Annotated in this window: 29 protein-coding genes; 11 read left to right on the top strand and 18 right to left on the bottom strand. The window is 71.7% G+C overall.

Annotation, left to right across the window (positions count from 1 at the left end):
* The first annotated feature begins 18 nt into the window (after nt 1-18).
* The gene (locus LQ327_RS01755) at nt 19-795 is read left to right on the top strand and encodes an aldo/keto reductase (RefSeq protein WP_230729808.1); all 777 of its coding nucleotides are present in this window, start codon (nt 19-21) and stop codon (nt 793-795) included.
* A 4-nt stretch (nt 796-799) separates the two neighbouring features.
* Here the strand turns inward: LQ327_RS01755 and LQ327_RS01750 are convergent, their stop codons facing one another.
* The 3 genes from LQ327_RS01750 to LQ327_RS01740 all read right to left on the bottom strand — a co-directional run bounded on the left by LQ327_RS01750 (nt 800) and on the right by LQ327_RS01740 (nt 4029).
* The gene (locus LQ327_RS01750) at nt 800-2335 is read right to left on the bottom strand and encodes an AMP-binding protein (protein WP_230729807.1); all 1536 of its coding nucleotides are present in this window, start codon (nt 2333-2335) and stop codon (nt 800-802) included.
* Between the two features lie 44 nt (nt 2336-2379).
* On the bottom strand, nt 2380-3549 hold the full coding sequence (locus tag LQ327_RS01745) for a cytochrome P450 (RefSeq protein ID WP_230729806.1): 1170 nt from the start codon (nt 3547-3549) through the stop codon (nt 2380-2382).
* A gap of 63 nt (nt 3550-3612) precedes the next feature.
* Nucleotides 3613-4029: a hypothetical protein gene (locus LQ327_RS01740; RefSeq protein ID WP_230729805.1), complete on the bottom strand. Its 417-nt coding sequence runs from the start codon at nt 4027-4029 to the stop codon at nt 3613-3615.
* Nucleotides 4030-4057: 28 nt separating this feature from the next.
* On the opposite strand from LQ327_RS01740, the gene LQ327_RS01735 reads away from it, so the two are divergent.
* Nucleotides 4058-4345 carry a hypothetical protein gene (locus tag LQ327_RS01735; RefSeq protein WP_230729804.1) on the top strand — a complete coding sequence of 96 codons (288 nt, stop codon included), beginning with the start codon at nt 4058-4060 and terminating at the stop codon, nt 4343-4345.
* 51 nt (nt 4346-4396) lie between these two features.
* On the opposite strand, the gene LQ327_RS01730 is transcribed toward LQ327_RS01735, so the two are convergent.
* The gene (locus LQ327_RS01730) at nt 4397-4843 is read right to left on the bottom strand and encodes a nuclear transport factor 2 family protein (protein WP_230729803.1); all 447 of its coding nucleotides are present in this window, start codon (nt 4841-4843) and stop codon (nt 4397-4399) included.
* 183 nt (nt 4844-5026) lie between these two features.
* Here LQ327_RS01730 and LQ327_RS01725 point away from each other — a divergent pair, with 183 nt between their 5' ends.
* A complete protein-coding gene (locus LQ327_RS01725; RefSeq protein WP_230729802.1) occupies nt 5027-8449 on the top strand; it encodes an ATP-binding protein in 3423 nt (1140 codons plus the stop codon).
* 39 nt (nt 8450-8488) lie between these two features.
* Nucleotides 8489-10066, top strand: coding sequence for a Na+/H+ antiporter (locus LQ327_RS01720; protein ID WP_230729801.1), 1578 nt, complete (start codon nt 8489-8491; stop codon nt 10064-10066).
* Nucleotides 10067-10110: 44 nt separating this feature from the next.
* Here the strand turns inward: LQ327_RS01720 and LQ327_RS33515 are convergent, their stop codons facing one another.
* Nucleotides 10111-10236 (bottom strand): hypothetical protein, encoded by a 126-nt coding sequence (locus tag LQ327_RS33515; protein ID WP_269069119.1) that lies wholly within the window; start codon nt 10234-10236, stop codon nt 10111-10113.
* A gap of 44 nt (nt 10237-10280) precedes the next feature.
* Between LQ327_RS33515 and LQ327_RS01715 the strand changes: the two genes are divergently transcribed.
* The 4 genes from LQ327_RS01715 to LQ327_RS01700 all read left to right on the top strand — a co-directional run bounded on the left by LQ327_RS01715 (nt 10281) and on the right by LQ327_RS01700 (nt 12584).
* A complete protein-coding gene (locus LQ327_RS01715; RefSeq protein ID WP_230729800.1) occupies nt 10281-10571 on the top strand; it encodes a hypothetical protein in 291 nt (96 codons plus the stop codon).
* A gap of 20 nt (nt 10572-10591) precedes the next feature.
* Complete coding sequence (locus tag LQ327_RS01710; RefSeq protein ID WP_230729799.1) at nt 10592-11329, top strand: SDR family oxidoreductase; 738 nt, start codon at nt 10592-10594, stop codon at nt 11327-11329.
* Between the two features lie 85 nt (nt 11330-11414).
* The gene (locus LQ327_RS01705) at nt 11415-12173 is read left to right on the top strand and encodes an SDR family NAD(P)-dependent oxidoreductase (protein WP_230729798.1); all 759 of its coding nucleotides are present in this window, start codon (nt 11415-11417) and stop codon (nt 12171-12173) included.
* Nucleotides 12174-12269: 96 nt separating this feature from the next.
* A complete protein-coding gene (locus tag LQ327_RS01700; protein WP_230729797.1) occupies nt 12270-12584 on the top strand; it encodes a hypothetical protein in 315 nt (104 codons plus the stop codon).
* 32 nt (nt 12585-12616) lie between these two features.
* On the opposite strand, the gene LQ327_RS01695 is transcribed toward LQ327_RS01700, so the two are convergent.
* Nucleotides 12617-13021, bottom strand: a complete 405-nt coding sequence (locus LQ327_RS01695) for a hypothetical protein (protein ID WP_230729796.1) — start codon at nt 13019-13021, stop codon at nt 12617-12619.
* A 120-nt stretch (nt 13022-13141) separates the two neighbouring features.
* Nucleotides 13142-13588 carry a winged helix-turn-helix transcriptional regulator gene (locus tag LQ327_RS01690; protein ID WP_230729795.1) on the bottom strand — a complete coding sequence of 149 codons (447 nt, stop codon included), beginning with the start codon at nt 13586-13588 and terminating at the stop codon, nt 13142-13144.
* Nucleotides 13589-13695: 107 nt separating this feature from the next.
* On the opposite strand from LQ327_RS01690, the gene LQ327_RS01685 reads away from it, so the two are divergent.
* Together LQ327_RS01685 and LQ327_RS01680 are read left to right on the top strand one after the other, a co-directional pair.
* Complete coding sequence (locus LQ327_RS01685; RefSeq protein WP_230729794.1) at nt 13696-14085, top strand: tautomerase family protein; 390 nt, start codon at nt 13696-13698, stop codon at nt 14083-14085.
* Nucleotides 14086-14145: 60 nt separating this feature from the next.
* Nucleotides 14146-14526, top strand: a complete 381-nt coding sequence (locus LQ327_RS01680; protein ID WP_230729793.1) for a hypothetical protein — start codon at nt 14146-14148, stop codon at nt 14524-14526.
* Here LQ327_RS01680 and LQ327_RS01675 read toward each other — a convergent pair.
* Nucleotides 14463-14957 carry a GtrA family protein gene (locus LQ327_RS01675; protein WP_230729792.1) on the bottom strand — a complete coding sequence of 165 codons (495 nt, stop codon included), beginning with the start codon at nt 14955-14957 and terminating at the stop codon, nt 14463-14465. The genes LQ327_RS01680 and LQ327_RS01675 overlap by 64 nt on opposite strands.
* A gap of 105 nt (nt 14958-15062) precedes the next feature.
* On the opposite strand from LQ327_RS01675, the gene LQ327_RS01670 reads away from it, so the two are divergent.
* Nucleotides 15063-15242: a hypothetical protein gene (locus LQ327_RS01670; RefSeq protein WP_230729791.1), complete on the top strand. Its 180-nt coding sequence runs from the start codon at nt 15063-15065 to the stop codon at nt 15240-15242.
* A 144-nt stretch (nt 15243-15386) separates the two neighbouring features.
* On the opposite strand, the gene LQ327_RS01665 is transcribed toward LQ327_RS01670, so the two are convergent.
* From LQ327_RS01665 to LQ327_RS01620, 10 genes are all read right to left on the bottom strand, one after another.
* Nucleotides 15387-16391: a hypothetical protein gene (locus LQ327_RS01665; RefSeq protein ID WP_230729790.1), complete on the bottom strand. Its 1005-nt coding sequence runs from the start codon at nt 16389-16391 to the stop codon at nt 15387-15389.
* A gap of 518 nt (nt 16392-16909) precedes the next feature.
* Complete coding sequence (locus tag LQ327_RS01660; protein WP_230729789.1) at nt 16910-17668, bottom strand: hypothetical protein; 759 nt, start codon at nt 17666-17668, stop codon at nt 16910-16912.
* A 101-nt stretch (nt 17669-17769) separates the two neighbouring features.
* On the bottom strand, nt 17770-18330 hold the full coding sequence (locus LQ327_RS01655) for a hypothetical protein (RefSeq protein ID WP_230729788.1): 561 nt from the start codon (nt 18328-18330) through the stop codon (nt 17770-17772).
* A gap of 479 nt (nt 18331-18809) precedes the next feature.
* Complete coding sequence (locus LQ327_RS01650; RefSeq protein ID WP_230729787.1) at nt 18810-20099, bottom strand: metal-dependent hydrolase family protein; 1290 nt, start codon at nt 20097-20099, stop codon at nt 18810-18812.
* 162 nt (nt 20100-20261) lie between these two features.
* Nucleotides 20262-20489, bottom strand: a complete 228-nt coding sequence (locus tag LQ327_RS01645; protein WP_230729786.1) for a hypothetical protein — start codon at nt 20487-20489, stop codon at nt 20262-20264.
* A gap of 99 nt (nt 20490-20588) precedes the next feature.
* The gene (locus LQ327_RS01640) at nt 20589-20912 is read right to left on the bottom strand and encodes a rhodanese-like domain-containing protein (RefSeq protein WP_230729785.1); all 324 of its coding nucleotides are present in this window, start codon (nt 20910-20912) and stop codon (nt 20589-20591) included.
* 8 nt (nt 20913-20920) lie between these two features.
* Nucleotides 20921-21190: a YdeI/OmpD-associated family protein gene (locus LQ327_RS01635; RefSeq protein WP_230729784.1), complete on the bottom strand. Its 270-nt coding sequence runs from the start codon at nt 21188-21190 to the stop codon at nt 20921-20923.
* A 26-nt stretch (nt 21191-21216) separates the two neighbouring features.
* Entirely contained in the window at nt 21217-21819 is a 603-nt protein-coding gene (locus LQ327_RS01630; RefSeq protein ID WP_230729783.1) for a DJ-1/PfpI family protein, read from the bottom strand.
* Between the two features lie 38 nt (nt 21820-21857).
* Nucleotides 21858-22514 (bottom strand): class I SAM-dependent methyltransferase, encoded by a 657-nt coding sequence (locus tag LQ327_RS01625; RefSeq protein WP_230729782.1) that lies wholly within the window; start codon nt 22512-22514, stop codon nt 21858-21860.
* 97 nt (nt 22515-22611) lie between these two features.
* Nucleotides 22612-23658 (bottom strand): alpha/beta fold hydrolase, encoded by a 1047-nt coding sequence (locus LQ327_RS01620; protein WP_230729781.1) that lies wholly within the window; start codon nt 23656-23658, stop codon nt 22612-22614.
* Nucleotides 23659-23816 lie beyond the last annotated feature (158 nt).

Here is a 23816-nt window from a genome sequence, read left to right as displayed (position 1 = left end):
CGGATTCTGATGGATGACATGCCGCGAGTGACACTGAACGACGGCCACGCGATCCCGCAGTTCGGGCTCGGCGTGTACCACGTGCCGCCGGAGGAGACCGCGAACCTCGTCCGGACCGCCCTCGAACTGGGCTACCGCCACGTCGACACCGCGCAGGGCTACGGCAACGAGGCGGGCGTCGGGCAGGGGCTGCGCGACGCCGGCGTCGCGCGCGAGGACGTCTGGATCACGACGAAGCTCGACGACGGCTCACACGGCTACGATGCCGCGTGCCGGGCGCTGGACGAGAGCCTGCGCCGGCTGGGAACCGAGTACGTGGACCTCTTCCTGATCCACCGCCCGGGCGAGCACGACCTCGAGACCTGGCGCGCGTTCGAGGCGCTGCAGGCCGAGGGGCGGGTGCGCTCGGTCGGGCTGTCGAACTTCGGTCGGCGGGGGATCGAGCGGCTGGCCCACCGCACCGGACTCGTCCCCGCCGTCAACCAGATCCGGGTCAACCCACGCACCCCGCACCAGGGCAGGCAGCGCTACCACCGGCGACGGGGCATCACGACGGAGTCGTGGGGGCCGTTGCGCGAGGGGCGCCTGACGTCGCACCCGACGGCGAGGCGGGTCGCCGCGCGCGTCGGCCGCACCCCGGCGCAGGTGATCCTGCGCTGGCACCTGCAGCGCGGGCTCGTCGTGTTCCCGAAGTCGGCGGACCCGGCGCGCCTGGCCGAGAACCTCGGGGCCACCGACTTCGAGCTCTCCCGCCGCGACATGACCGCGATCGACCTCATGCGGCGGCGCCCCTGAGGCGCTAGTTCACCTGACGCGAGCGGCCCACCCAGTACTCCTCGCGCAGCTTGAACTTCTGCAGCTTCCCGGTCGCGGTCCGCGCGAGCGTGTCCCGGAACTCGACCGAGGTCGGGGCCTTGTAGCGGGCGAGGCGGGACTTGCAGTGCTCGATCAGCTCGGCCTCGTCGGCCTGCGCCCCGGGAGCGAGCACGACGAGGGCCTTGATCGTCTCGCCCCACTTCTCGTCGGGCACCCCGATCACCGCCACCTCGGCCACGGCGGGATGGCTGAAGATCGTGTCCTCGACCTCGATCGACGACACGTTCTCGCCGCCGGTGATGATCACGTCCTTCCGGCGGTCGCTGATCGTCAGGTAGCCCTCGTCGTCGAGCACGCCGCCGTCACCGGTGTGGAACCAGCCGTCGCGCAGCTGCTCGGCGGTCTCCTCGGGGCGGTCGTGGTAGCCCCTCATGACGACGTTGGAGCGGGCCAGCACCTCGCCGTCCGGGGACAGCGCGATCGTCGCGCCCAGCGCCGGCGCACCTGCCCGGCCGAGCTTGACCGCCCGCTCCTCCGCGGAGAACCCGTCCCACTCGGAACGCGTGCGGTTCACGGTCAGCAGCGGCGAGGTCTCGGTCAGGCCGTAGATCTGCAGGAACTCCCACCCGAGCACGGTCTCGATCTGCGCGATCGTGCGGGTGGGCGGCGGTGCACCCGCGACGACGATCCGCACCCGGCCCCGTCCGGGAATCTCGCCGTCCCAGTCGGCGGCCGCGGTGAGCACCGCACTGACCACCGCCGGCGCCGCGCACATGATCGTCACGCCGTGCTCGGCGACGCGGCGCAGGATCTCCGCCCCGTCGACCTGGCGCAGCACGATGTGCCGCGCCCCGAGCCCGGTCATCCCGTACGGCATGCCCCAGCCGTTCGCGTGGAACATCGGCAGCGTGTGCAGGTAGACGTCGCGGTCGGTCACGCCGGCGTGCATCGAGAACGTCGTGGCGTTGACCCAGATGTTGCGGTGGGTCAGCTCCACGCCCTTCGGCCGGGCCGTGGTGCCGCTGGTGTAGTTGATCGTGGCGACGGTGCCCTCGTCGGGCTCCCAGCGCTGCGGCTCGACACCGAAGCGGTACATCTCGCCGTCCCCGGGTTCGCCCAGGACGATCGTCCGCTCGACCTCGACGCCCTTGAGCTGCTCGGCCAGCGCCGGGTCGACGAGCAGCAGCCGCGCGCCGGAGTTCTCGACGATGAACGCGACCTCGTCGACCGAGAGGCGGAAGTTGATCGGGACGAGCACGCGGCCGTACCCGGAGACCCCGAAGAACGACGTCAGCAGCCGGGCGCTGTTGTGGGAGACGATCGCGACGCGCTCGCCGAACCCGATCCCCATCCCGTCCAGGGCCGCGGCCTGCGCGCGGGCGAGCTCGGCCACCCGGGCGTAGGTGAGGCCGGCCAACGGCTCGGCGGGCTGGTCGGGCTCGTCGACGATCCCCACGCGCTCGCCGTAGACGACGGCGGCGCGGTCGAGGAAGTGCCGGACCTCGAACGGGACATCCATGCCGGTCCTTCTACACCTTTCTGCGCCGTCCGGGCCAGATGGAACTACCGGACGACGACCTCCAGGTGCTCCAGACCGCGCAGGCCGTTGTTGAGCAGCGGGCGGGACCCGACGACCTCGAAGCGCTCCACCTGGTCGGCCAGCCGCTCGAGCAGCGCCGACATCTCCAGGCGGGCGAGGTGCATGCCCACGCACACGTGCTCGCCGCGGCCGAACGCGAGATGGTCCGAGGGACGGCGGGTGATGTCGAACCGGTCCGGGTCGGGGTACTTGCGCTCGTCGCGGTTGGCCGAGCCGTAGAGCAGCGCGACCCGGCTGCCCGCGGGCAGCGGCACGCCGTCGATCTCGTGGTCCTCGGTGAGCACGCGGGTGAACTGCGGGACCGAGGTCTCCATCCGCAGCGACTCGTTGATCGCGTGCGGGATGAGCGAGCGGTCGGCGCGCAGCAGATCCCACTGATCGGGGTGCGCGGCGAACAGCGCGATCGTCGCGGTGATCCCGAGGATCGTGGTGTCGAGGCTCGGCGTGACGTAGTCGAGCATCATCACCGGGCACTTCTCGCGCGGCATCTCGCCACGGTCGGCCGCCTGGTAGAGGTGCGCGGCCCAGCCGTCGGGGTCGATCTTGCCCGGGACGGCCTCGTGCTGCGCGAACCCGAGGAACTCCTCGACCCGCGGCATCGCGGCGTGGAACCGCTCGTTGGCCGGGCCCTGGACGTCCCAGATCGCGGCCGCCCACTCGAGCATCTTGCCGCGGTGCGACTCGCCGAGACCGACGAGCTTCGACACCACGGTCGACGGCAGGTGTTCGGCCAGTTCGGTCGCGACGTCGAAGCGGCCCTGCGCCACGAGCTTCCCGACGACGCGGTCGGCCTCGGCCTCGATCGTCGGCGCGACGTCGCGCATCCGGTCGGGACGCAGCGGCCGACCGAGGACCGAGCGCATCATCGTGTGGTCCGGCGGGTCGCTGCACAGCGTGATGCCCTCGAGCTGGGCGTTCATCGTCGGGTCGACGAAGACGCTCTTCGCCGACGAGAACGTCTTCCAGTCCATGAGGGCCGCCCGCACGTCCGCGTACCGCGGCAGCGCGTAGTGCCCGTGACGGGACATCTCGACGACGGGGCCGAGGTCCCGCAGCGTCCGGTAGATCGGGTACGGGTCGATGCGGGCGTCGTCGGCGAACAGGTCGACGTCGCTGACCGGGATGTCCGGCACGGAGCCTCCCGTGGTCGGTGGGGAAGCCTCATCCTGCGCCGGGGCACGCCCGGAGGACAGAGGTCAGCCGGCGGTGGTCAGCAGGGTGGCGACGGAGGTCGCGTAGTCGTCGCCCATCCAGCCGCCGGAGTTGACGGCGAGCGCGCGGCCCGCACCGGGCACCTGGCGGGTCCCGGCCTGCCCGCGCAGCTGGCGGGTGAGATCGTCCGCGACAAGATCGCCACGATGACCAAGGAGCTCGAGGCCGTCGGCCGCTCCCGGGACTCGGTGAAGTTCTTCGCCGGCGTCTCGGTGTTCGTCGACGAGACCGACGAGCTCGCCCGGGCCACCTACGACGGCTACCTGCGCTGGTCGAGCCTCGAGGGCCTGCTCTCCACGATGTCCGGGATCATGGGCATCGACCTCTCGCAGTACCCGCTCGACGAGCCGATCGTCTACGAGGGAGAACGACGCCAACCGGTCGGCACTGGAGATGTTCACCCGCCACAACCAGTGGACCCTCCGTCAGGTGCTCGAGGAGAAGGCGCTGTGCGGGACCAACATGGCCCTGGTCGGCAGCGCGACCCACGTGGCGGACGAGCTCATCCGCTGGATGGACGAGACCGACCTGGACGGGTTCAACATCGCCCGCATCGTCGCCCACGAGACCTACGAGAAGTTCATCGACCTGGTGATCCCGATCCTCCAGGAGCGGGGTCGCTACAAGACCGAGTACGCCCCGGGGACCTTCCGCGAGAAGCTGTTCGGCACGACTCGCATCCCGGAGAACCACACGGCCGGCAGCTACCGTCGGTGAGGTCGCGGTCGAGCTCGGGCGCCCGGGGCAGCCGCGGCCAGGGGCGGGTCCTCACGACCGTCCCGCCGTGGTGTCCTCGCCCCGGGTCGCCGCGAGCAGCTTCGCGGTGTCGAGGAAGTGGCGGATCGCGATGATCTTGCCGTCGGCGTCGAACGTCCACAGGTGGAGCTGCTCGTCGCGGTAGCGCCCGCCGCTGGGCAGCGTGTACTCGAGCGCCACGCGGGCGACGGCGCGGTCGCCGTCGGCGATGACGTCGCGGACCTCGAGCTGGTGGAAGGTGTTCGCGCCCATCGCCTCGAAGAAGCCGTCGAGCTGGTCGCGGCCGTGGAACGGCTTGTAGAAGGCCGGGCCGCCGGCGCGCTGGGCGAAGTTGTCCTCCCAGTCGGACTCCCAGCGGACGTTCTCCGCGATCAGGCCCATGAGCGTCGGGACGTCGCCGGAGCCGAAGGCCTGGTAGACGGTCGCGACGGTGGTGGCGTTGTCGGTGGCGGTGGTCATGGGGTGGCTCCCTGGGCGTCGTGGCCCCGTCGTCGGGACCGTGCGACGACGACGGTGCCGTCACCGGGTAGCGGGCCGGGTCACCAGGGAGTCACCGACCCATGTGACCCGTACCCCGGAGGGGTGAACCGTGGCAGGCTCGTCGTGCCGGTGGGGTAGCCGGTTGCGACCGGGGGGCCGCGCATGGAGTTCCGGGTGCTCGGCCCGCTGGAGGCCGTGGACGACCAGGGGCGTCCGGCGGAGCTGGGGGGCGCGCGCGAGCGCGCGCTGCTCGCCGTCCTGCTGCTGGCGCCGGACGCCGTGGTGCCCGCGGCGCGGCTGGCGGGCGAGCTCTGGGGCGAGCGGATGCCGGAGGGCTGGCCGCACGCGCTGCGGGTCCACGTGTCCCGGTTGCGCCGCGCCCTGCGCGCCTCCGACGCCGACGGGCTGCTCGTGACCCGGGCCCCCGGCTACCTGCTGGCCGTCGACGCGGACGCGGTGGACGCCCGACGGTTCTGCGGGCTCGTCGCCCGCGGCCGTGCGGAGTCGGCGTCGGACCCGGCGACGGCCGCGCGGACGTTCCGCGCCGCCCTGGACCTGTGGCGCGGTCCGCTGCTCGGGGACGCGCTGGACTCGCCGGTGATCCGCTCCGAGGCGGCCCGGCTCGAGGAGGACCGGCTCGGCGCACTCGAGGAGCGGATCGAGGCCGACCTCGCGTGCGGGCGGCACGGTGAGCTGGTCGGCGAGCTCGACGGGCTGGTCCGCGCCCACCCGGTGCGCGAGCGGCTGCGGGCGCAGCAGATGACCGCGCTCTACCGGTCGGGCCGGCAGGTCGACGCACTGCGCGCCTATGACGACCTGCGCCACCACCTCGGCGAGGAGCTCGGCATCGACCCGAGCGCGGCGCTGGTCCGGCTGCATGCGGCGGTGCTGCGCCAGGACCCGACGCTGGACCCGGGCCTGCCGTCGGATGCACCGGTGACGATCAGGGCCCAGACAGCGGCCCGGGCCGCCCCCGTCGCTCCGGCCGCGGCGCTCCTCGCAGAGCGGGGCGGCGACTTCGTCGGGCGCGGCGGCGAGCTGTCGCGGCTCGAGTCGGTGTGGGACGCGGCCGGGGCGCTCGGGGCCCGGCTGGTCCTGCTCGCCGGCGAGCCCGGGGTGGGCAAGACGCGGCTCGCCGCGGAGCTGGCCGAGCGCGCCGCCCGGGAGGCGCCGGTGCTCGCGGGGCGCTGCGACGAGGACCTCGGCGTGCCGTACCAGCCGTTCGTGGAGGCGCTGCGCGACCAGGTGGCTCGCGGAACGCCGGAGTTGCTGCGCACCGCGCTCGGCAGCCGGCCCGGCGAGCTCGCCCGGCTCGTCCCCGAGATCGCCGAGCTGCTGGGCGACCTCGACCCGCCGTTGCGGGCCGACCCCGAGACCGAGCGGCACCGGCTGTTCGAGGCCGTCGCGTCCTGGCTGGCGGCGGCGGGGGAGGGCTCCCGGGTCCTGCTGCTGCTCGACGACCTGCACTGGGCGGCCCGACCGACGCTGCAGCTGCTGCGCCACGTGACCCGGTCCCCGCTGACGACCGGGCTCGTCGTCGTCGCGACCTACCGCGACACCGAGACCGGCCGGGGCCACCCGCTGACCGCGCTGCTCGCCGACCTGCGCCGCCAGCCCGGGGTGGAGCGGATGCACCTCGACGGGCTGGGCGAGTCCGCCGTCGCTGAGCTGCTGCACGGTGCGGCTCCCGAGGACTCGCCGGTCGACGCGGCCCTGGCGCGGGCGATCCACGCCGAGACCGAAGGCGTGCCGTTCTTCGTGCTCGAGGTGCTGCGCCACCTGACCGAGACCGGGTCGCTGCGCAGCCCGGACGCGCGGCTGCACCTCGAGGCGGTCGGGCTGCCCGACGGCGTGCGCGAGGTGATGGGCCGGCGGCTCTCCCGGCTCGCCGAGGCGACCGTCGAGGTGCTGCGCATCGCCGCCGTCGTCGGGCCGGAGTTCGATCCGGCCGTGGTGCGCGCGGCAGGCGGGCACGACGAGGACACCGTGCTCGACGCCCTCGAGGAGGCGGGTGAGGCCCGGCTGATCGTCGAGGTCGGGGACCGGGCGCCCCGCTACCGGTTCGCACACGCCCTGGTGCGCGCGACGGTGCTCGACGCGCTCACCGCGGCCCGCCTGGCGTCCTGGCACCGCCGGATCGCGGCGGCGATCGAGGAGCAGCAGCCGACCGTCGGCACCGACCAGCTCGCGGCGCTCGCGGCGCACTGGTCCCGGGCCGGGGGAGGCGCGGCGGAGCGCGGCAAGGCGCGGGCGTACGCGGTGGCGGCGGGTGAGCGGGCGGCCGCGCAGCTCGCCCACGACGAGGCGGTCACGTGGCTCCGGCTGGCGGTCGACCTGCTCGACGCGGGCGACGACCCGGCGAGGGTCGGGCTGCTCATCGCCCTCGGGGAGGCGCAGCGCCGCGCCGGGGACGTCGCGCACCGTCAGACGCTGCTGGCCGCGGCCGGGCACGCGCGCACGCTCGGGGACACCGAGGGCCTGGCGCGGGCCGCGATCGCGAACAGCCCCGGCAGCAAGCCCTCGGTCTTCGGCATCACCGACCGGGAACGGGTCGCCGTGCTGGAGGCGGCCGTGGACGCCGTCGGGCCGACCGACTCGCCGACCCGCGCTCGCCTGCTCGCCGTCCTGGCCCTCGAGCTCTTCCACACCGGCGACCGCGCGCGGCGGCTGTTCCTCTCCGACGCGGCGCTGGCGATCGCGCGGCGGCTCGGGGACCCCGAGGTGCTCGCCGACGTCCTCGTCGCGCGGCCGTTCGCGATCGGCGGGCCGGACACCCTCGCGACCCGGCTGTCCGAGACCGGAGAACTCGTCGAGCTCGCCCGCCGCCTCGGCGACCCGGTGGCGGTGCACCGCGCGTGGTGGACGCGGTTCCGCGTCGCCGTCGAGGTGGGCGACGCCGCCGAGGCCGACCGCTGTCTCGACGCCGAGGAGGAACTGCTCGCCGAGGTCGGCCAGCCGACGCTGGAGTGGATGACCGGCCTGCAGCGGGTGGCCCGGGCGCTGCGGCGCGGCGATCCCGAGGCCGAGGTCCTGCTCGAGCGGGTGGCCGCGGCCGGTCGGGCGACCGGCCAGCCCGACGCGCGGCTCTACCACGCGATCCAGCTCTTCCAGCTGCGCCGCGACCAGGGCCGGGTCGCCGACGCGGAGGAGGTGGTGCGCCAGGTCGTCGCCGGGTCGCCCGAACTGCCGTCCATCCACGCCGCCCTCGCCGTGCTGTGCGCCGAGAGCGGCCGACCCGACGAGGCGGGCGCCCTCGTCGAGGCGCTCGCCCCGCCCGACCTCGGCGACCTCACCGTCGAGGCCAGCACGATGGTGACCTGGGTGCTGTGCGCCGACGTCGCGGTCCACCTCGGCGACCGCCGCCGCGCCGAGCAACTGGCCCGGGTGCTGGCCCCGTACCCGGAGCAGATCGCGGTGTGGGCCGTCGGGCTCGGCGTCGGCTCGGTGGCCTCCCGGCTGGGGCGGCTCGCCGGCCTCCTCGGCGACGCGGGGCTCGCTCGTGCGCATCGGGAGCGCGCGCTGGAGATCGAGGAGCGGGCCCAGGCGCCGACCTGGATCGCCCGCACCCGCGCCGACTGGGCTTAGGCTCGGACGTCGGTTCGGTGTGCGGAGGAAAGGGACTGCGTGAACGAATCGCTCGGGATCCTCCTGGCTGTCCTCGTCGGGGCCCTCGCGGTGACCGTGCTGGCGCGCAAGGCGGGGGTCTCGCCGCCCCTCGCGCTCGTCGTCGTGTTCCTCGGCGTCTCGTTCATCCCGGGGATGCCCGAGGTGCGCCTCGATCCCGACCTGGTGCTCCCGCTCGTCCTGGCGCCGCTGCTCTACTCCGCGGGTCTGCAGAGCTCACCGCGTCGGCTGCGGGAGAACCTGCGGCCGATCGGGCTGCTCGCCGTCGGGCTGGTGCTGTTCACCGCGTTCGCCGTCGGCATCGTCGCGTGGTGGCTGCTGCCCGGGCTGCCGCTGGTGAGCGCGCTGATCCTCGGCGCGATCGTCGCCCCGCCCGACGCCGTCGCCGCCGCGTCCATCGGCCGGCGCCTCGGCCTGCAGCGTCGGGTCATGGCGATCCTCGAGGGCGAGAGCCTGCTCAACGACGCCACCGCCCTGACACTCCTGCGGATCTTCCTCGCGGCCGCGGGGGTCGGGGCGGCGACGCCGAGCGTGCTGACCGGGCTGGGCGAGTTCGTCCTGACCGCGGCGGGCGGGGTCGTCGTCGGTGCGGCGATCGGCTGGCTCGTGCACCGCATCCGGCTCAAGCTCAACGACGCGGTGATGGAGAGCGCGCTCGGGCTCGTCATCCCCTTCGCGACCTACGTGCTGGCCGAGGACTTCACCGGCCCCGTCCACGCGTCCGGGGTGCTCGCCGTCGTCGTGGCGGGGTTGTATCTGGGGCACAAGTCGAGCGAGAGCGGGTTCGCCTCGCGGCTGCAGGACCAGGCGGTGTGGGCCGGGCTCGACACCGTCCTCGAGGCGTTCGTGTTCGCGCTGATCGGGCTGCAGCTCGTGGTGGTCGTGAACGAGCTGCGCTCCGGGCTCGGCACGGTGTTCCTGGCGGCGCTCGCCGTCCTGCTCGCGACGGTGCTCGCCCGCATCGTCTGGGTCTTCCCGACGACGTACCTGACGCGGCTGGTCCCGAAGGTGCGCCAGCGGGAGAAACGCCTGCCGTGGCGGGTGCCGGCGGTGATCTCGTGGTCGGGCATGCGGGGCGTGGTCACCCTCGCCGCGGCGTTCGCGGTGCCCGACACCGTCGCCGGCCGCGACGTGATCATCTTCCTGGCGTTCGTCGTGACGGTGGGAACGCTGCTGCTCCACGGTCTGACGCTGCCCTGGCTGATCCGGAAGCTGCGCGTGTACGACACCGGCGCGCAGCACGACGCGCTCGAGGAGGCCGCCGCGAAGCAGGCCGCCGCGGAGGCCGCGATGCACCGGCTCGACGAGGTCGCCGAGGACACCACCCCGGAGCACATCACCAGCCAGCTGCGCTCCTGGGCCGAGCAGCGGGCGAACGGGGCGTGGGAGCGGCTCGGGCGTCCACTCGAGGAGGTCGGGGAGGCGCCGACGGTCGCGTTCTCCCGGCTGCGCCGCGAGATGCTCGCCGCCGAGCGGGAGACGTTCGTGCGCTTCCGCGACCAGGGGCGGCTCGAGGACGGCATCTTCGTCGAGATGCTCCGGGAGCTCGATCACGAAGAGGCGATGCTGGAACGGTAGGTGCGCTTCGCGCTCGTGAGCAGTAATTGATGCTCTGGCGTCAATCAGTGCTCACGAGCGCGCAGCGCACCGGTGCCGTACACGACCGGCACCGCCGGCCCGCGCTGCTCGACGCCGTCGGACTCGAACCGCTCGGTGTAGTAGGTGAACCCGTTCCACACCCAGAACACGCCAGGAACTGGATCGCGAAGCCCGCCGGCACGCCGACCCCGAGGTGGTCGCCGACCTCCTCGGCGAGGTGCTCGGCGACCCGCGAGACCACCACGACGACGGCGAGGTCGACGAAGAGCTCGAGCCAGGACACCGTCCGGTGCCTGCCCTGGTCCTCGTCGGTGCGCAGGACCGGATGTCGCCAGATGCCCGGCCGTGCCGCGCCGCCGGGATCGGCCGTCACGCAGGCGAGCGTGCCCGCGCGGGCGGACGGAATCCAGACGACTCCGCCGTGGGCGAAAGGCGTACGGTCGTTGATGTGATGGTGCAATCACATTGTCTGGAGGGGCCGTGACCGGAACAGATGCGGATGCCATGACGGACCTCGCCGGGGCCGTCGTCGCGATCACCGGCGCGAGCGGCGGGATCGGCGAGGCGACGGCGGTGCTGCTCGGGGAGCGCGGCGCCCGGGTGGTCCTCGGGGCCCGCCGTGAGGACCGGCTCGAGCGGGTCGCCGAGCGGGTGCGGGCCGCCGGAGGCGAGGCGGCCACCGTCGTGACCGACGTACGACGACGGGCCGACCTGGCTGCTCTCGTCGACCTCGCCCGGGAGCGGTTCGGCCGGCTCGACGCGCTCGTCGGGAACGCCGGGGTGGGCCGGGTGGCGCCGATCGACGACCTCCGCGTCGACGACTGGGACGAGATGATCGACGTCAACCTGCGCGGGGTGCTCCACGGCGTGGCGGCCGCGCTGCCGGTGTTCCGGGCGCAGGGGCACGGTCAGTTCGTCACGGTCGTCTCGACGGCGGGCCTGCGCATCGTGCCCGGGCAGGTCGTCTACGCCGCCACGAAGAACGCGGTGCGGACGCTCAGCGAGGGGCTGCGTCAGGAGGCCGGCGCGACGCTGCGCGTCACGGCGGTGTCCCCGGGCTTCACCGACACCGAGTTCGTCGGCGGGATCGTCGACGACGCCGTGCGGGAGGGCATGATCCAGCGGCGCGACGAGATCGCGATGCCGCCCGACGCCGTCGCCCGTGCGATCGTGTTCGCCCTGGAGCAGCCGCCCGGTGTCGACGTCGGGGAGATCGTGGTGCGCCCGACGGCGCAGGGCTGAGGCGCCGTCGGAGCGGCGGTGGTGGGCTCGGAGGAGATCGCACCGCCGTCCGGATGCCGGCGGCCGACGACGACGGAGGCGGTAGATGTCCGAGGACGCGGCAGGACGAGGCGGTGGCCGGGTCGTCGTCGTGACAGGCGGCAGTCGCGGCATGGGGCGGGAGATGGTCCGGGCGTTCGCGGCGGACGGCGACCACGTCGTGATCGCCAGCCGGAAGCTCGACGCCTGTACCGCGCTGGCCACCGAGATCGAGGCCGAGCACGACGTCCGCGCGGTGCCGGTCGCGGCCAACGTCTCCCGGTGGGCCGACTGCGACGCGCTGGTCGAGGCGGCCTACGCGGAGTTCGGGCGGGTCGACGTGCTGGTCAACAACGCCGGGCTCTCGCCGCTCTACCCGTCGTTGGACGCGGTGTCGGAGGAGCTGTTCGACAAGGTCGTCGGGGTCAATCTCAAGGGCCCGTTCCGGCTCTCGGCCGCGGTCGGCAGCCGGATGGTCGCCGACGGCGGCGGGGCGATCGTCAACATCAGCTCGATCGCGGCGATCCGTCCAGGGCCGGAGGAGCTGCCCTACGCCGCCGCCAAGGCCGGGCTCAACGCGCTCACCGAGGGGCTCGCGCGCGCCTACGGACCGACGGTGCGGGTCAACGCGGTGCAGGCCGGGCCGTTCCGCACCGACATCTCGGCCGCCTGGAGCCCGGACACGTTCGACCGGTTCGAGCGCACCCTCGCGCTGGGCCGCTGCGGTGAGCCGGAGGAGGTCGTCGGCGCCGTGCGCTACCTCGCCTCGCGCGACGCGTCGTTCTGCACCGGTGCGATCCTGCGCCTCGACGGCGGGGTGCCCTGAGCCTGATCGACCAGTGGGCTGCGCCTCCTGCGGGGCCCGGTGTGCCAGTCGTACGAACTTTCGATCCGGGCGCGTGACCGCTGCGGATGCCTGGACATGACCGCAACGTCACCCTCCAGCCCGGATCCGCTGGCCGCCCTGCCGTTGCTGGCCGAGGCCGGCGTCAGCGTCTACTGGCAGTCACTCGACGGTCGGACGGCGTGGGTCGCCGACGCCGGCACCCGCGAGGTGTGGATCTCCCGCGCCATCCCTCGGAGCGCGGTGCTGCGCTCCCTGATCGAGGCCCTCGAGTTCATCGACGACGGCGCCCCGGCGGAGCCGGTCGGTCCGCGGTTGGTGCACTCCGCGGACGTCGTCGAGGCGCCGTCGTGGGCGCCGGCGCCGACCCTCGGCGTGGTCCGCGACGGCTGAGGTCGGACTCGGGTCCGACGAGGGCCGTCGTCTCAACTCGCGGAGTCGGCGGCGGGGAGGTCCAGCAGGAGCGCGGTCCGCACCGGCACCCCGTCGAAATCACGGGGCAGGAAGAGCGTGTCGGGGTCGGTCGTGGCGACGACCAGGCCGTCGACCGCCGGATGCTGGGCGTGGCGGCGCAGTCGGTCCGCCAGGGAATCCGTCACCCCGTCCAGGGCCAGCACGACCCCGACCGACGCCTCGACCCGCGGGAACGGCTCGGCGACGAGCAGCGACAGCCGATCGCGGGAGTCGAGCGGGAAGTTCGTCAGCGTCACCAGGCCCGCCCCGGCGAGAAGCAGGGCGATCATGCCGAGTACCGACGTCGAGTCGAGATGGGTGAAGGTGGCTCCCTCGATGAGGTCGACGACCCGCTGGGCCAGGGGCTCCACGTGCACGTCCGCCACCACCGTCCGCCGGCTCGGGCCGGCCTCCCCACGGGCCGCACTCCGGCGTCGATTATCGCGCGGGCCTGTCCGCGGGGCGAGCCTCCCGTCGTCGCAACCTGTCCCCCCGGGTCACCACGCCTCGGGCTGGAGCTCGGCGGTCATGGCACGCCACGCGACCGGCTGGTCACAGTGCGAGCACGTCATCCGCGGCTCGGCCGCGTGGCCGCACTCGCGGTGGAGGAGCCGTACCGGCGGGACGTCGTTCTGGTAGGTGTCGCCCCAGTTCATGAGGGCGACGAGCACCGGGTAGAGATCGGCGCCCTTGGTGGTGAGGCGGTACTCGTGGCGGGGTGGGTTGTCCTGGTAAGGCACCCGCTCGAGGACTCCGGCCTCGGTGAGCAGCCGCAGCCGGTCGTTGAGCACGTTGCTGCCCAGGCCGAGCTTGGCGCGGAAGTGGTCGTAACGGCGTTCGCCGCGGAAGCACTCGCGCAGGATCATCATCGTCCAGCGCTCGCCGATCACCGACCAGGTGCGGGCGACCGAGCAGTAGACGTCTCCCAGCTCGTCGTGCTTCATGCCGCTGATAGTAGGACACTTTTCGAGTCCTACGTGGTTGTGCGGTTGCCGACGGCTGTCCTACGGTCGGACTCGAATCGAGTCCGACCACTCTTCGGAGGCAGACCGTGCCCTTCTACCAGTTCACCGCGCCGCGCGGCGGGAAGACGCTGCAGCACAAGGCCGAGATCGCCGCGGCCGTGACGACGGTGCACGCCGAGGTCACCGGTGCCCCCACCGCGTACGTGCACTGCTCGTTCACCGAGACCGCGGAGGAGAGCATCTTCGTGGCCGGCGAGGCCGTGACGAGCCCGCGCATGGTCGGGCTCATCCGCGAGGGTCGCTCTCCCGAGGTCCGGGCCCGGCTGTTGCACGGGATCGCCGACGCGTGGAGCGGGATCACCGGTGACGCGAAGGAGAGTCTGGCGATCTTCCTCGTCGAGATGCCGGGGGCGAATGCGATGGAGGACGGGGTCGTCCTGCCCGAGATCACCGCGGACGTCGGCGCCATCATGTGATCCGGCGTCATGACCTGCGAGGTCATCGACGCGTTTCCCCGGCGGGAGTGTGCTGGGGCGGTGAAGACCGAACCCACCGTCCCCGCATTCCGCTACGACGCCGGTCTGCGGGCGGTCATCTGGACCGACGCTCTGCTGTCCGCCCTCGTGGCTGCCGCGGCGATGCTCAGTCCGGTCGTGATCGTGTTCCCGCCGCCGCCCGAGGCGGCAACCGTGATCGGCGTCGTGGTGCTCGTCGCCGCGCTGCTCCTGGCGGCCCTCGGCGCGGTGACGGCGGCGCTGCTCGGCGCGCGGATGGCCGCCGGGCACGGTCACATCCCGCCGGGGCTGCGGCTGCCGCTGCCGGCCGCGATGCGGCCCGATCTACCGGGGCCGGGTCAGTCGGTTGCCGCGCCGCCGCGATCGCGGTGGGCGAAGACGACCCACCGCTGGGCGGCGTAGACGAAGCCGACCTCGAGCACGCCCGCGACCACCCGCGCCACGGGGTACGGAACACCCCATGCAGCGAACCCGACGGTCACGCCGAGCACGATCGCGAGGTAGTTGAGCACGACGACGGCGACGTGCAGCGCGACCTGCTCGCCGAGCGGCCGGCGTGGCCGGAAGGTCAGCTGCCGGTTCAGCAGGAAGTTCACCGTGAGGGCACCGGCATAGGCGAGCGTGACGGCGACGCCCAGCGGGACCTGCAGCCCGCTCTTCAGCACGGTCAGCAGCGCCAGGTCGAGCGAGAAACTGACCCCGCTGATCAGCAGGAAGCCGATCAGGGTCGGTGGCGTCACCGCGGCGAGCCGGTCAGGCAGCAGACCGAACAGCCAGTGGCACAGGCGTTGGAACCACGCGCCTCGTTCTCGCGAGCGGACGACCGTCGACACCTGGCCATCCTCCCTGCCGGAGGTGGACGGGTGATGAGAGGGCGTCGATGTCCTGAGGGTTTCCCGTAGCGGCGAAGGTTCCGATGCCGCGGCTAGCCTGGAGGCATGACGGCGTTCGGTGGCATCTTCCGCGGTCCCAAGATCGAGGGTTCCGAGGAGGGCGACGAGAACGGCCAGCGTGGTCGCGTCGTGGGGCTCGACCTCGAGAGCGGCGTCGTCCGTCTGCGGGCGCCTCGTTCGGAGTCGACGGACGCTGAGGAGACCGCGGAGCCGCCGGGGGAGTGACTCCAGCATTCATGGAGGTCCCACGGCGGCCAGCGTGTCCGGCTATGGGCTGTTCACGCCTGTGGACCGATCCCCGATCGGTCGACCCATTGCCGCGACGCGTGGTTGTGGTGCGCGTTGCTATGTTGGGTTGCCTCACCGAAGTCAATCCCCAGCACGTTGACGGAGTCGTTTGAGAAGGCCTTCGTTCTTGGTTCGCGGGCCAGGCCAGATCAGGGATTTGCCAGGCACGCGGTTATGTTGGACGAGGAGATCAGCCCTCGTCTTGGGCGGAAGTGACTCGGCGAAACACGCCTGCCTGTCAGTCAGTGAACCGTGCCCGAGCAAGTCATCGTCAAACCATTCCGCTAAGGCGAGCCACCGATCTTTGCTAATTTTGGCCCACCGACCGACACTTTCCAACGTCGCCGATGATGACGGTTCGGCGCTCCACCTGGCAACCTGGCCCCGAAGGTGGCGCTCTTCCTCCTCCATCACTGATCGACGTGCCAGCAAACAGCACACTTCTTCCGTATCCCCATCGTTGGCGCGCAGAATCGTCATCAGCTGCTCGAGTCGACCGTCCGCCTCGTTGATCGCGGCACTGATGCGTTCGCCGACGCTGATAGCGGCTCCGGGCTTGATGCGACGGACTGCCAGGAGGTTGGACTCACCGTTTCCCTTCATGCTGGTGAGTTGGCGGTCCAAGAAGCGGTCGGTGAAGTCAGGGTGCGCAACCAAGGGGTTATCCATTTCGGGCAGTCGGCCCGTGCGTCGGATTTCCGCGCCCACTTCTTGGCGCGTTCGGGAGTCGCGTCCGTCCTGTGCGAGTTGCTCGGCGAGACGCCAGCCCGCCATCTCCTCATCGATCCATGTCTTCAAGTCGTCGCCTGAGAAGGAGGTGAGGCCCTGGCGCCCCCTCCAAAGCCCCGCCATCTGATTGGCTGCAGAGCTGATAAAGCGGGCCACATACGTGCTCTGCTCCCACATGTGGATGTCAGGCCCGCGCTCGACCGCTGCTCCGATCGAGCCGAACGTGGTCGCCTCGAAGTCCTTGAACTCCGGGCGCCCCCGGAGGTGGTCGAGGTCCGGGTCCTCGCTCAGCAGCCAGTCCCGCTGTTGCGCGACGTATCCGCTGTCAGCGCGCGCGACAGCCCGTTCGAGTTCCATGAGTGCTGCCGAGGTCGCTGCGGTGTCCCGGTTGTTGTCCTGCTCACCCGGAGGCACTGGGGGAAGCACTTCCTTCGGGGGTGACAATCCGTCCGGAAGGAGCGGGAGCGCTAGCGTACAGGCGGCATTGTAGTGGGCGCGCCATGTCCTCAGTCGAAAATGTCGCCCCCCAGTGAGCCGCCGGACGACGTTCTCCAGGTCTTCGATCCGGGGCGGCCATCCGTTCCGTAAGACTTCGTCCGCGCCGCGGAAAGCCCATCGTTCGGACCGTTTGTCCTGCTCTCTGACGGACAGTGAGGCTTCACTCACCTTCCAGCCGCCAGGCGGGTAGTTGGGAACCGCGCGGTGAGCCCACGAGATGGCCATCGCACGCCGCAGGCTCGACCATGGAAGCCCCATCAGGATGGCCTCCCGAGGCAGGATTCGCATCTGCTCGGCTCTCTCCCTCCATCCTCGGGTGCCGGGAAGTCGTATCCAGCGGAGGCGTTCCAACGCGCGGCGACGCCCGACAGTCGAGATCACGGTGACTCTCTCCGACCACGGGAGCTTTCTGTTGTGAAACGCGCTCCAGTACAGATCTCGGATCCGACGCGGGCGTAATCCCCGACTAGGTGGTCGTACTCGTACTGTGCGAGCATCGCAAAGTAGATCCGTGCTTCAGCGTTCCTGCTCCGACGAGCAAGATCATCTTCAACTTCGGTGAGCTGTCCAAGGCAGCGTGGGCGGTTGAGGTCCTCGTCTAGGGGTAGGCGGATAACCAGGCGCCTGTATCGCTTGCCGAGTCGGGTTGCCAGGGCCTGCCTCAGATAAGCTCGGCGTTCCTCGCGCGCGGACCGATGCTCCCCTGTAATGCACCGTTCCTTTCGAGTCCACCACTGCTGTGCCAGCTTGTCGCTCAGCCCGAGCAATTGGGCGTGGCGGTAGCGAGCGATGAGGATGACCGGGTCGTCAGCCCGGAGACCTCGGGTTCGCCGGGAATCAGACCAGCCACGAATCTCGTTGTTCGTATTGGAACTCCCCCACCATCGCGACAGTCTGACGTCCCGCCGAGCAGCTACCGTGATGATGTCGTCGTAGGTGAGCAGCGCGTCGAGGTACATCTGCATTCTCTCCTGCAGCTTGCCCAGGTCGAGACGGAGTGCGAGGTTTCCAGGGTCGAGTTTGACTGCGGCCCGCAACGAGGTCATCGCTTCGTCGAAGTTCCGCCCGAGTCGGAACTGAAGGAAATCCTGGTAGGTGCTGAATAGTTCGGGGTGCAGTCTAAGCCCTCGCCACATCCGCCACGGCGCGTGACTACATTGACGGGTTCGCGGGAGGATGTACGCGGCGACGTGATGCGCGGCGGTACGGACGGCTTCGTCCCAGGACGGGCTCCTGATCACGAATGGTGCGATCGACGTACTGGGAAGCCGGGACAACTCGACGATGAGTACGTGGGCCCGGCCTCGCTTTCGGTCCGCATGGTGCAGTGGACCTGGTAGGCCGAGAGTGGAGCAAGAATTCGGACCAGGCGGGACGCCGCCCCCCATACACCGGTCAACCGGTCGCCGGCGGCTTCGACTATGCTGAGAAAATCACTCGGACGTCCAGTCGATGGGATAGCCGTCGAGCCATAGATCTTGGTCTGGACCAAGGCGTTCTCGAACCGCGCGGTCAATTCTTTCGCGCGGTCGGCATCCGCTTGATCGTGGGTGTGGTCCTGGAACGGAAGGACAGTGACAGGGCCGGGGGCCGCGGCGAGATACTCGACTCTCGCGCGCCAGACGGCATAGGCCCAAAAGAGGCCCAGGACGACGGCGACGGCGAACGCGGTGGTCCCCTGCATCAGTGCGTTCGGTCCACTCGAGTCGGGCGGAACGAGGACAGTCGGAACGAAGAACGTTACCGCGGCCAGAGTGAGGAGCACGGCCAGCGCCAGCGACGCGATCCCCGTCCACATCGCCCACCGTGCTCTCGGCAGGTCTGCTCGTGGACTGTGTGACTTGGCCTTCGCCGGTCTTCTCATGGGCCAGCGGCCTCCCCGAGTCCGCAGATGGTCAAGACGTGTGACGGTTTGCTCCACACTTCGCTTCCCGGCCACGGAATGTTGCTGCGCCGATAGGGTGAAGCACTCCGAGGGTGCGGCTCGAGCGGCGTCGGCTCTTCGTCTCCGAAGGGTGCAACCCCCAGCCCGTCATCGGAAATGCTGATGCACCTGCGAGCGGGCGCCCGAGAGTGGGGCGGGCTCGCAAAAGGGTCTCACGGATGCTTTGGTAGCATCCGCGATGTCTTGGCCGAGGAACGTGGCGTCAACGATTTCGCTCAGGGTCGGTGTCTAGGATGATCGTTCGTCGTGCTAGAGCCCCAGCAAACGCGTTGGATCGACCGGTTATCAAGGATAGTCGGTTTTGCAGCGAATCAATATCGAGACGGTGCTGATCAGGGACACAGCTCGGGGAGGGCTCCGGCGAGAACGCCGCCGCGGTCGATCGCGATGCGCCCCTCCTTCACCACCGCGAGGACATGCGCCGGCTCCGCCAGACCGGCGATGTTCGTCAACGGATCGACATCGGTCACGACCAAGTCGGCGGCCTTTCCGGCTTCCAGTGTTCCGGTGACCTCGCCGACCCCACACAACTCGGCCGCATTCCGGGTCCCCGCGGTGATGGCCTGGAGCGGAGTCATCCCACCGAGTCGGACCAGCAGGTCGAGCTCGCGCAGGTTCGTCCCGTGCTCCGGCGTGATCCCCGCATCGGTGCCGAGAACGATGCGAATTCCCGCCTCGACCGACCGCGCCGCGGACTCGTGGGCGACGCGATGCCACCGCACCGCCTTCTCGTAGGCGCCGGGTGCGCTCCGAGCGGGATCGGGCTCGGTCATGGTCTCGAGCAGTGTCGGGACGAGGAACTGGCCGCGTTCGACCATCTCGGCGCGCAGTTCGTCGTCGAGGGCGTAGCCGTGCTCGATGCTGGTGACCCCGGCCCGCACGGCCGCCTCGATCCCCGGCCGTCCGATCGCGTGGACGGCGACGGGCCGCCCACCGTAGGCAGCCGCTTCCTCGACGGCGGCGCGGATCATCTCCGGGCGCAGGCCGAGCCAGTCGGGATCGTCGTGAGGCGAGGTGACGCCGCCGCTGGAGGCGAGCTTGACGCAGTCCGCGCCGGCCGCGACCAGTTCGCGGACCCGCAGGCGCATCGCGTCGACCGAGTCCACGAGGTTGGGTGGGCTCCCGGGCAAGGCCACTGCGGCGGCCAGGGCGTCGATGCCCGACGGCGTCATGAAGTCGCCGTGCCCGGCTCGCTGACTGAGCATCGCGATCGAGACGAGCAGACGAGGCCCGGGGATGCGGCGCTCGGCGACTGCCCGCCGGAACCCGGCGTCGAGCCCGAGCAGGTCCCGGGCGGTGGTCACGCCGTTCTCGAGCGTCGTGCGCAGCCGCTGCAGGACCTTCAGCACCCGATAGGACGCCGGCTCCTGCAGCCCCTCCAGCGGACTGCCCTCGCGACCGGGCAGCGCGAAGTGCACGTGGGCGTCGATGAAGCCCGGGCAGACGGTCCGACCACCGAGGTCGACCCGACGGTGTTCGTCGTGCCCCTCCGGCAACTCGACGACCGGGCCGACCCACGAGATCCGGCCTCCGTCGACCAGCAGCGCCGCGTCGTCGACGGGATCGCCACCCCGCCCGTCGATGAGGCGCATGTTCTCCAGCAGCACTCGTCCGTCAGCCACGCGCGTCCCCCGTCGGTCAGGTCATCACCGACCTCCTGACTTACCGGCTCGCCGCTCTCGACTCCAGGGCACTTCGGGCGAACTTGCCGCTTGTCGGGCAAGCCCTCGGGATCACTCGGCAGTCGGCCTGGGAGCGGTTCTCCGCGGAGGAGTGAGACCAGGTCAGACGCTGCGCTGCTCGGTGTAGACCCGGTCGCGCAGGTAGCGCGGGAGCCCGTCGGGGTTGAGCCCCTCATACCGGAAGACGATCACGTCGACCTCCTGGCGGTCGTCACCGAGCGGTCGTTTGGCCGCGATCAGCTCGACCTCGGTCGGCGGCTCGCCGTCGGGCCCGGGAGGTCGCTGGACCATGCCGTCGTAGCGGCCCACACCGGCCAGGACGCAATGCATGTCCGCCCCTCTCGTCGCACCGACCGCCCGAGCCTAGGCCCATGATCGGGGTCGTGGGGACCGCTGACGCAGCCCTTTCACGGGCTCCGGGGCCTGCACTCAGTCGAGGCCGCCCGGCGAACCGTCGTCCCGCACGAGCGCTCCACCGGCCTCCGACCAGGCCCGCAGGCCGCCGCCCAGGTTCGCCGCGTCGACGCCGGCGTCGGTGAGCGCTTCGGCCGCCCGCGTCCCCCGTCCGCCGCCCCGGCAGGTCGTGATCACCGATCGGCCGGCGAACTCGGCCGGGTCGAGGTCGGCGAGGGGCCGGTGCAGCGCACCCGAGGCGTGCCCCGCCTCCCACTCGGAGGGCTCGCGGACGTCGACCAGGACGGCCTCGCCGGAGTCGAGGCGGCGGCGCGCGTCGGTGGGGTCGATGTCGGACATGGTCCTCCTCAGGACTCGGACGGAGCGGGACGCAGCGACGAGACCGTCCTCGCGACCCGACGCGCGCGGGTGTCGGCCTTCTTCGCCTCGTCGATCCAGCGCACCCATTCCTTACGGTGGGTGTAGGCCAGCGCGTCGAACGCGGCGCGGGATCCGTTCTCGACGGTGATCCGGACCGCCGGGCGTCCGCCGCCGTCCAGTGCCGCCGCGACGTCGTCCGGCACCGGAAGACCCGTCGCGGTCCTGCCGCCCAGCTCGACCGTGGTGCGGAATCGCATGGCGCCAGTATGGCGTCGGGCGGGCGTCAGGTTCGAGCCGCGGCGCCGAGGTCGATCCGTGGGGTGTACTCCAGGAACTCCGCGGTCCGCCGCGCGGTCTCGGGGTCGATCTCCCGGGCGACGAGGTGGAGCGCGAGGTCGAGCCCGCTGGTGACGCCGCCCGCCGTGACCAGGGTGCCGTCGTCGACGACGCGCTCGCCCGGGCGGACCAGCGCCCCGGACGCGGCGAGGTCGTCGAGCGCCGCGTGGTGGGTGACCGCCGGCCGGCCCGACGTCAGCCCGGCCGCGGCGAGCAGCATCGCGCCGGTGCACACCGACGCGATCCACCGGAGCCGCGGTGCGAGCGCGACGAGCCGGGCGCCGAGGACGCCGCGGGCGATCTCGGCGCCCAACCCGCTGCCCGCGTCCCGCCACGGTCCACCGGGGACGACGACGCCGTCGGGCTCGCCCAGTCCTTCCGGCACGGTCACCACGACGCCGCGGGCGCTGGTCACCGTCGCCGGCCCGTCGATGCCGACCAGGCGTACGTCCCAGTCCGGGCGGTCCGCGGTCGCCTGCTGGAGGACCTCGTGCGGCGCGAACACGTCCAGATCGTCGAATCCGTCGAAGACCACGATCTCGATGCGCACGGGCTCAGCCTCTCTCCCGGCACCGCGAACCGCGAGGGTCAGACGGTGGCTCGGCCGATGAGCAACGGGCGGATGATCCCCGGCATCGCCCGCCAGACCGCGGGCCGGGCGTCGAGCTGGAACCCGCACGCCGCCATCAGCTCGGCGGTCGCGCGGTTGCAGCGGCATCCCTCGGCGAACGCCTGCCACGGCCCGGCCAGGCGGTCCTGCCAGCGCGCGAGCGTCGGGGACTCGGACCGCACGTGCTCGATGAACAGCAGCTGCCCGCCCGGACGCAGGACGCGCCGGATCTCGCGCAACGCGCGGTCGGGTGCGTCGACGGTGCAGAGGACGAGCGTCGAGACGACGGTGTCGATGCTCGCGTCCGGGAACGGGAGCCTCTCGGCGCGGGCGTCGATCACCTCGTGCCGGTGCCCGCCACGGCGGACGGCGTCCTGGAGCCGGCGGCGCATCGCGGGTTCGGGCTCGGCGAGCACGAGGTCCTGGACGCCGTCCGGATAGTGGCCGAGGTTCAGGCCGGTCCCGCTCCCGATCTCCAGGGTGCGTCCCCGGACCTGGGCGAGGAGGTCGTGGCGGGAGCGGCTCATGCCGGCCCGCTCGCCGCCCTTCAGCAGTGGGTCGTAGATCGCCGCGAAGACGCGTGCCCAGGGGCGGGAGCGGGCGGCGGAGGTGAGTGGTGACGTCTCGGTGGTCATGGCGACGACGCTAGGCAGCGGGCGACCGGCCGGGCATCGCGCGAAATCGTCATCCGCGGCAGATGGCCCGTTCCGGCCATCCCGACGACGCCAGGGCTCAGAGCAGGCCCAGGCGCGCGGCTTCGGCGACCGCCGCCGTCCGGGAACCGCGGCCGAGCTTGCGGCGGATGTTCGCCACGTGACGATGCACCGTGTGCGGGCTGACGACCAACTGCTCGGCGATCTCGTCGTCGCGCAGGCCACCCGCGACGAGATCGAGCACCTCGCGCTCCCGTCGCGACAGCAGCACCGCCGCCGGCTCCTCGGCCGGCCCGTGGGAGTGGCCGCCGGCCGAGAGGGCCGTGCGCAACGCCCGGACCACCCCGCCGGCGTCGCCGGACCACGGGAAATGGGCGCTCCCCGCCAGCGGAACCAACGTCGCGCCGGGGATTCCCGCGGCGACCTGACGCCCCAGCCGGTACGGAATCGTGCGGTCTTCCCGACGGTGCACGACGTGCGTGGGTGCCCGGACCAGCGCCAACTGATCCCGGACGTCGTTCCGGTACACCTGCTCGAGGAACCGCGCCGCCGACTCGGCACTCGCGGCCAGACGTTGGAAGCGCGCGAACTCCTCCCGTTCCTCGCTGCTGACGTCGCCCAGGAAGATGGTGGCCAGCAGCCGCGATCCGAGACCCCAGTGCGAGCGGATCGCCGCGAGAATTGCCTCTCGCACCTCCGGCTGCGTGATCGAGGCGCCGTCCGCGTACGCCCCGTAGAGCACGAGACGATCCACCCGCTCGGGGAAACGGGCCGCGAACGCAATCGCCGCACATCCGCCCGACGACCCGCCGAGAAGGGACACCCGTTCGGCGTCCAACTCGTCCGCCACCGCGCGGATCACCTCGACCTCCGCGTCGAGCGTCGCGTCGTCGTCCCGCAATTCCCGGTCCGACACCCCCACTCCCAAGCGGTCGTAGCGCACCACGGAGTACCCGTCGCCGACCGCATCCCAGAAATGGGCGACCGCGGTGTTGTCCCGATCCAGTTCCAGGTGACTGACCCACCACGCCGGGCAGATCAACAACGGACCGTCGCCGCTGCGCTCATAGGCGATGCGGCGATCGTCCCGCGTCAGGAACCGGATTTCGCGAACCGGCGGATTCACGTCATCAGCGTAGGTCGTCGACCCGCGATCGGTTCCGGAAAGACCACTCAGACGCCGAGCGCGCCGGCCGTGCGGACCAGCCCCCGGACCACCCGGGCGACGACGGAGTCCGGCTCGGGGATGCCGGCGGGCCGGATCCGGGCGTTGTGGATGGCGGC

The sequence above is a fragment of the Actinomycetospora endophytica genome, from assembly GCF_021026375.1.
Taxonomy (GTDB): Bacteria; Actinomycetota; Actinomycetes; order Mycobacteriales; family Pseudonocardiaceae; genus Actinomycetospora; species Actinomycetospora endophytica.
The sequence above is the reverse complement of the archived record's forward strand: the minus strand, read 5'-3'. Positions and strand labels throughout refer to the sequence as shown.

Coding starts and splice junctions, on each gene's coding strand:
- LQ327_RS01625 (WP_230729782.1), bottom strand. CDS start 22,514: ATGACCACCGAGACGTCACCACTCACCTCCGCCGCCCGCTCCCGCCCC.
- LQ327_RS01660 (WP_230729789.1), bottom strand. CDS start 17,668: ATGTGGCGAGGGCTTAGACTGCACCCCGAACTATTCAGCACCTACCAG.
- LQ327_RS01750 (WP_230729807.1), bottom strand. CDS start 2,335: ATGGATGTCCCGTTCGAGGTCCGGCACTTCCTCGACCGCGCCGCCGTC.
- LQ327_RS01725 (WP_230729802.1), top strand. CDS start 5,027: ATGGAGTTCCGGGTGCTCGGCCCGCTGGAGGCCGTGGACGACCAGGGG.
- LQ327_RS01640 (WP_230729785.1), bottom strand. CDS start 20,912: ATGTCCGACATCGACCCCACCGACGCGCGCCGCCGCCTCGACTCCGGC.
- LQ327_RS01635 (WP_230729784.1), bottom strand. CDS start 21,190: ATGCGATTCCGCACCACGGTCGAGCTGGGCGGCAGGACCGCGACGGGT.
- LQ327_RS01655 (WP_230729788.1), bottom strand. CDS start 18,330: ATGTGGACGGGGATCGCGTCGCTGGCGCTGGCCGTGCTCCTCACTCTG.
- LQ327_RS01705 (WP_230729798.1), top strand. CDS start 11,415: ATGTCCGAGGACGCGGCAGGACGAGGCGGTGGCCGGGTCGTCGTCGTG.
- LQ327_RS01690 (WP_230729795.1), bottom strand. CDS start 13,588: ATGAAGCACGACGAGCTGGGAGACGTCTACTGCTCGGTCGCCCGCACC.
- LQ327_RS01730 (WP_230729803.1), bottom strand. CDS start 4,843: ATGACCACCGCCACCGACAACGCCACCACCGTCGCGACCGTCTACCAG.
- LQ327_RS01710 (WP_230729799.1), top strand. CDS start 10,592: ATGACGGACCTCGCCGGGGCCGTCGTCGCGATCACCGGCGCGAGCGGC.
- LQ327_RS01670 (WP_230729791.1), top strand. CDS start 15,063: ATGACGGCGTTCGGTGGCATCTTCCGCGGTCCCAAGATCGAGGGTTCC.
- LQ327_RS01665 (WP_230729790.1), bottom strand. CDS start 16,391: ATGGAACTCGAACGGGCTGTCGCGCGCGCTGACAGCGGATACGTCGCG.
- LQ327_RS01700 (WP_230729797.1), top strand. CDS start 12,270: ATGACCGCAACGTCACCCTCCAGCCCGGATCCGCTGGCCGCCCTGCCG.
- LQ327_RS01755 (WP_230729808.1), top strand. CDS start 19: ATGCCGCGAGTGACACTGAACGACGGCCACGCGATCCCGCAGTTCGGG.
- LQ327_RS01645 (WP_230729786.1), bottom strand. CDS start 20,489: ATGCATTGCGTCCTGGCCGGTGTGGGCCGCTACGACGGCATGGTCCAG.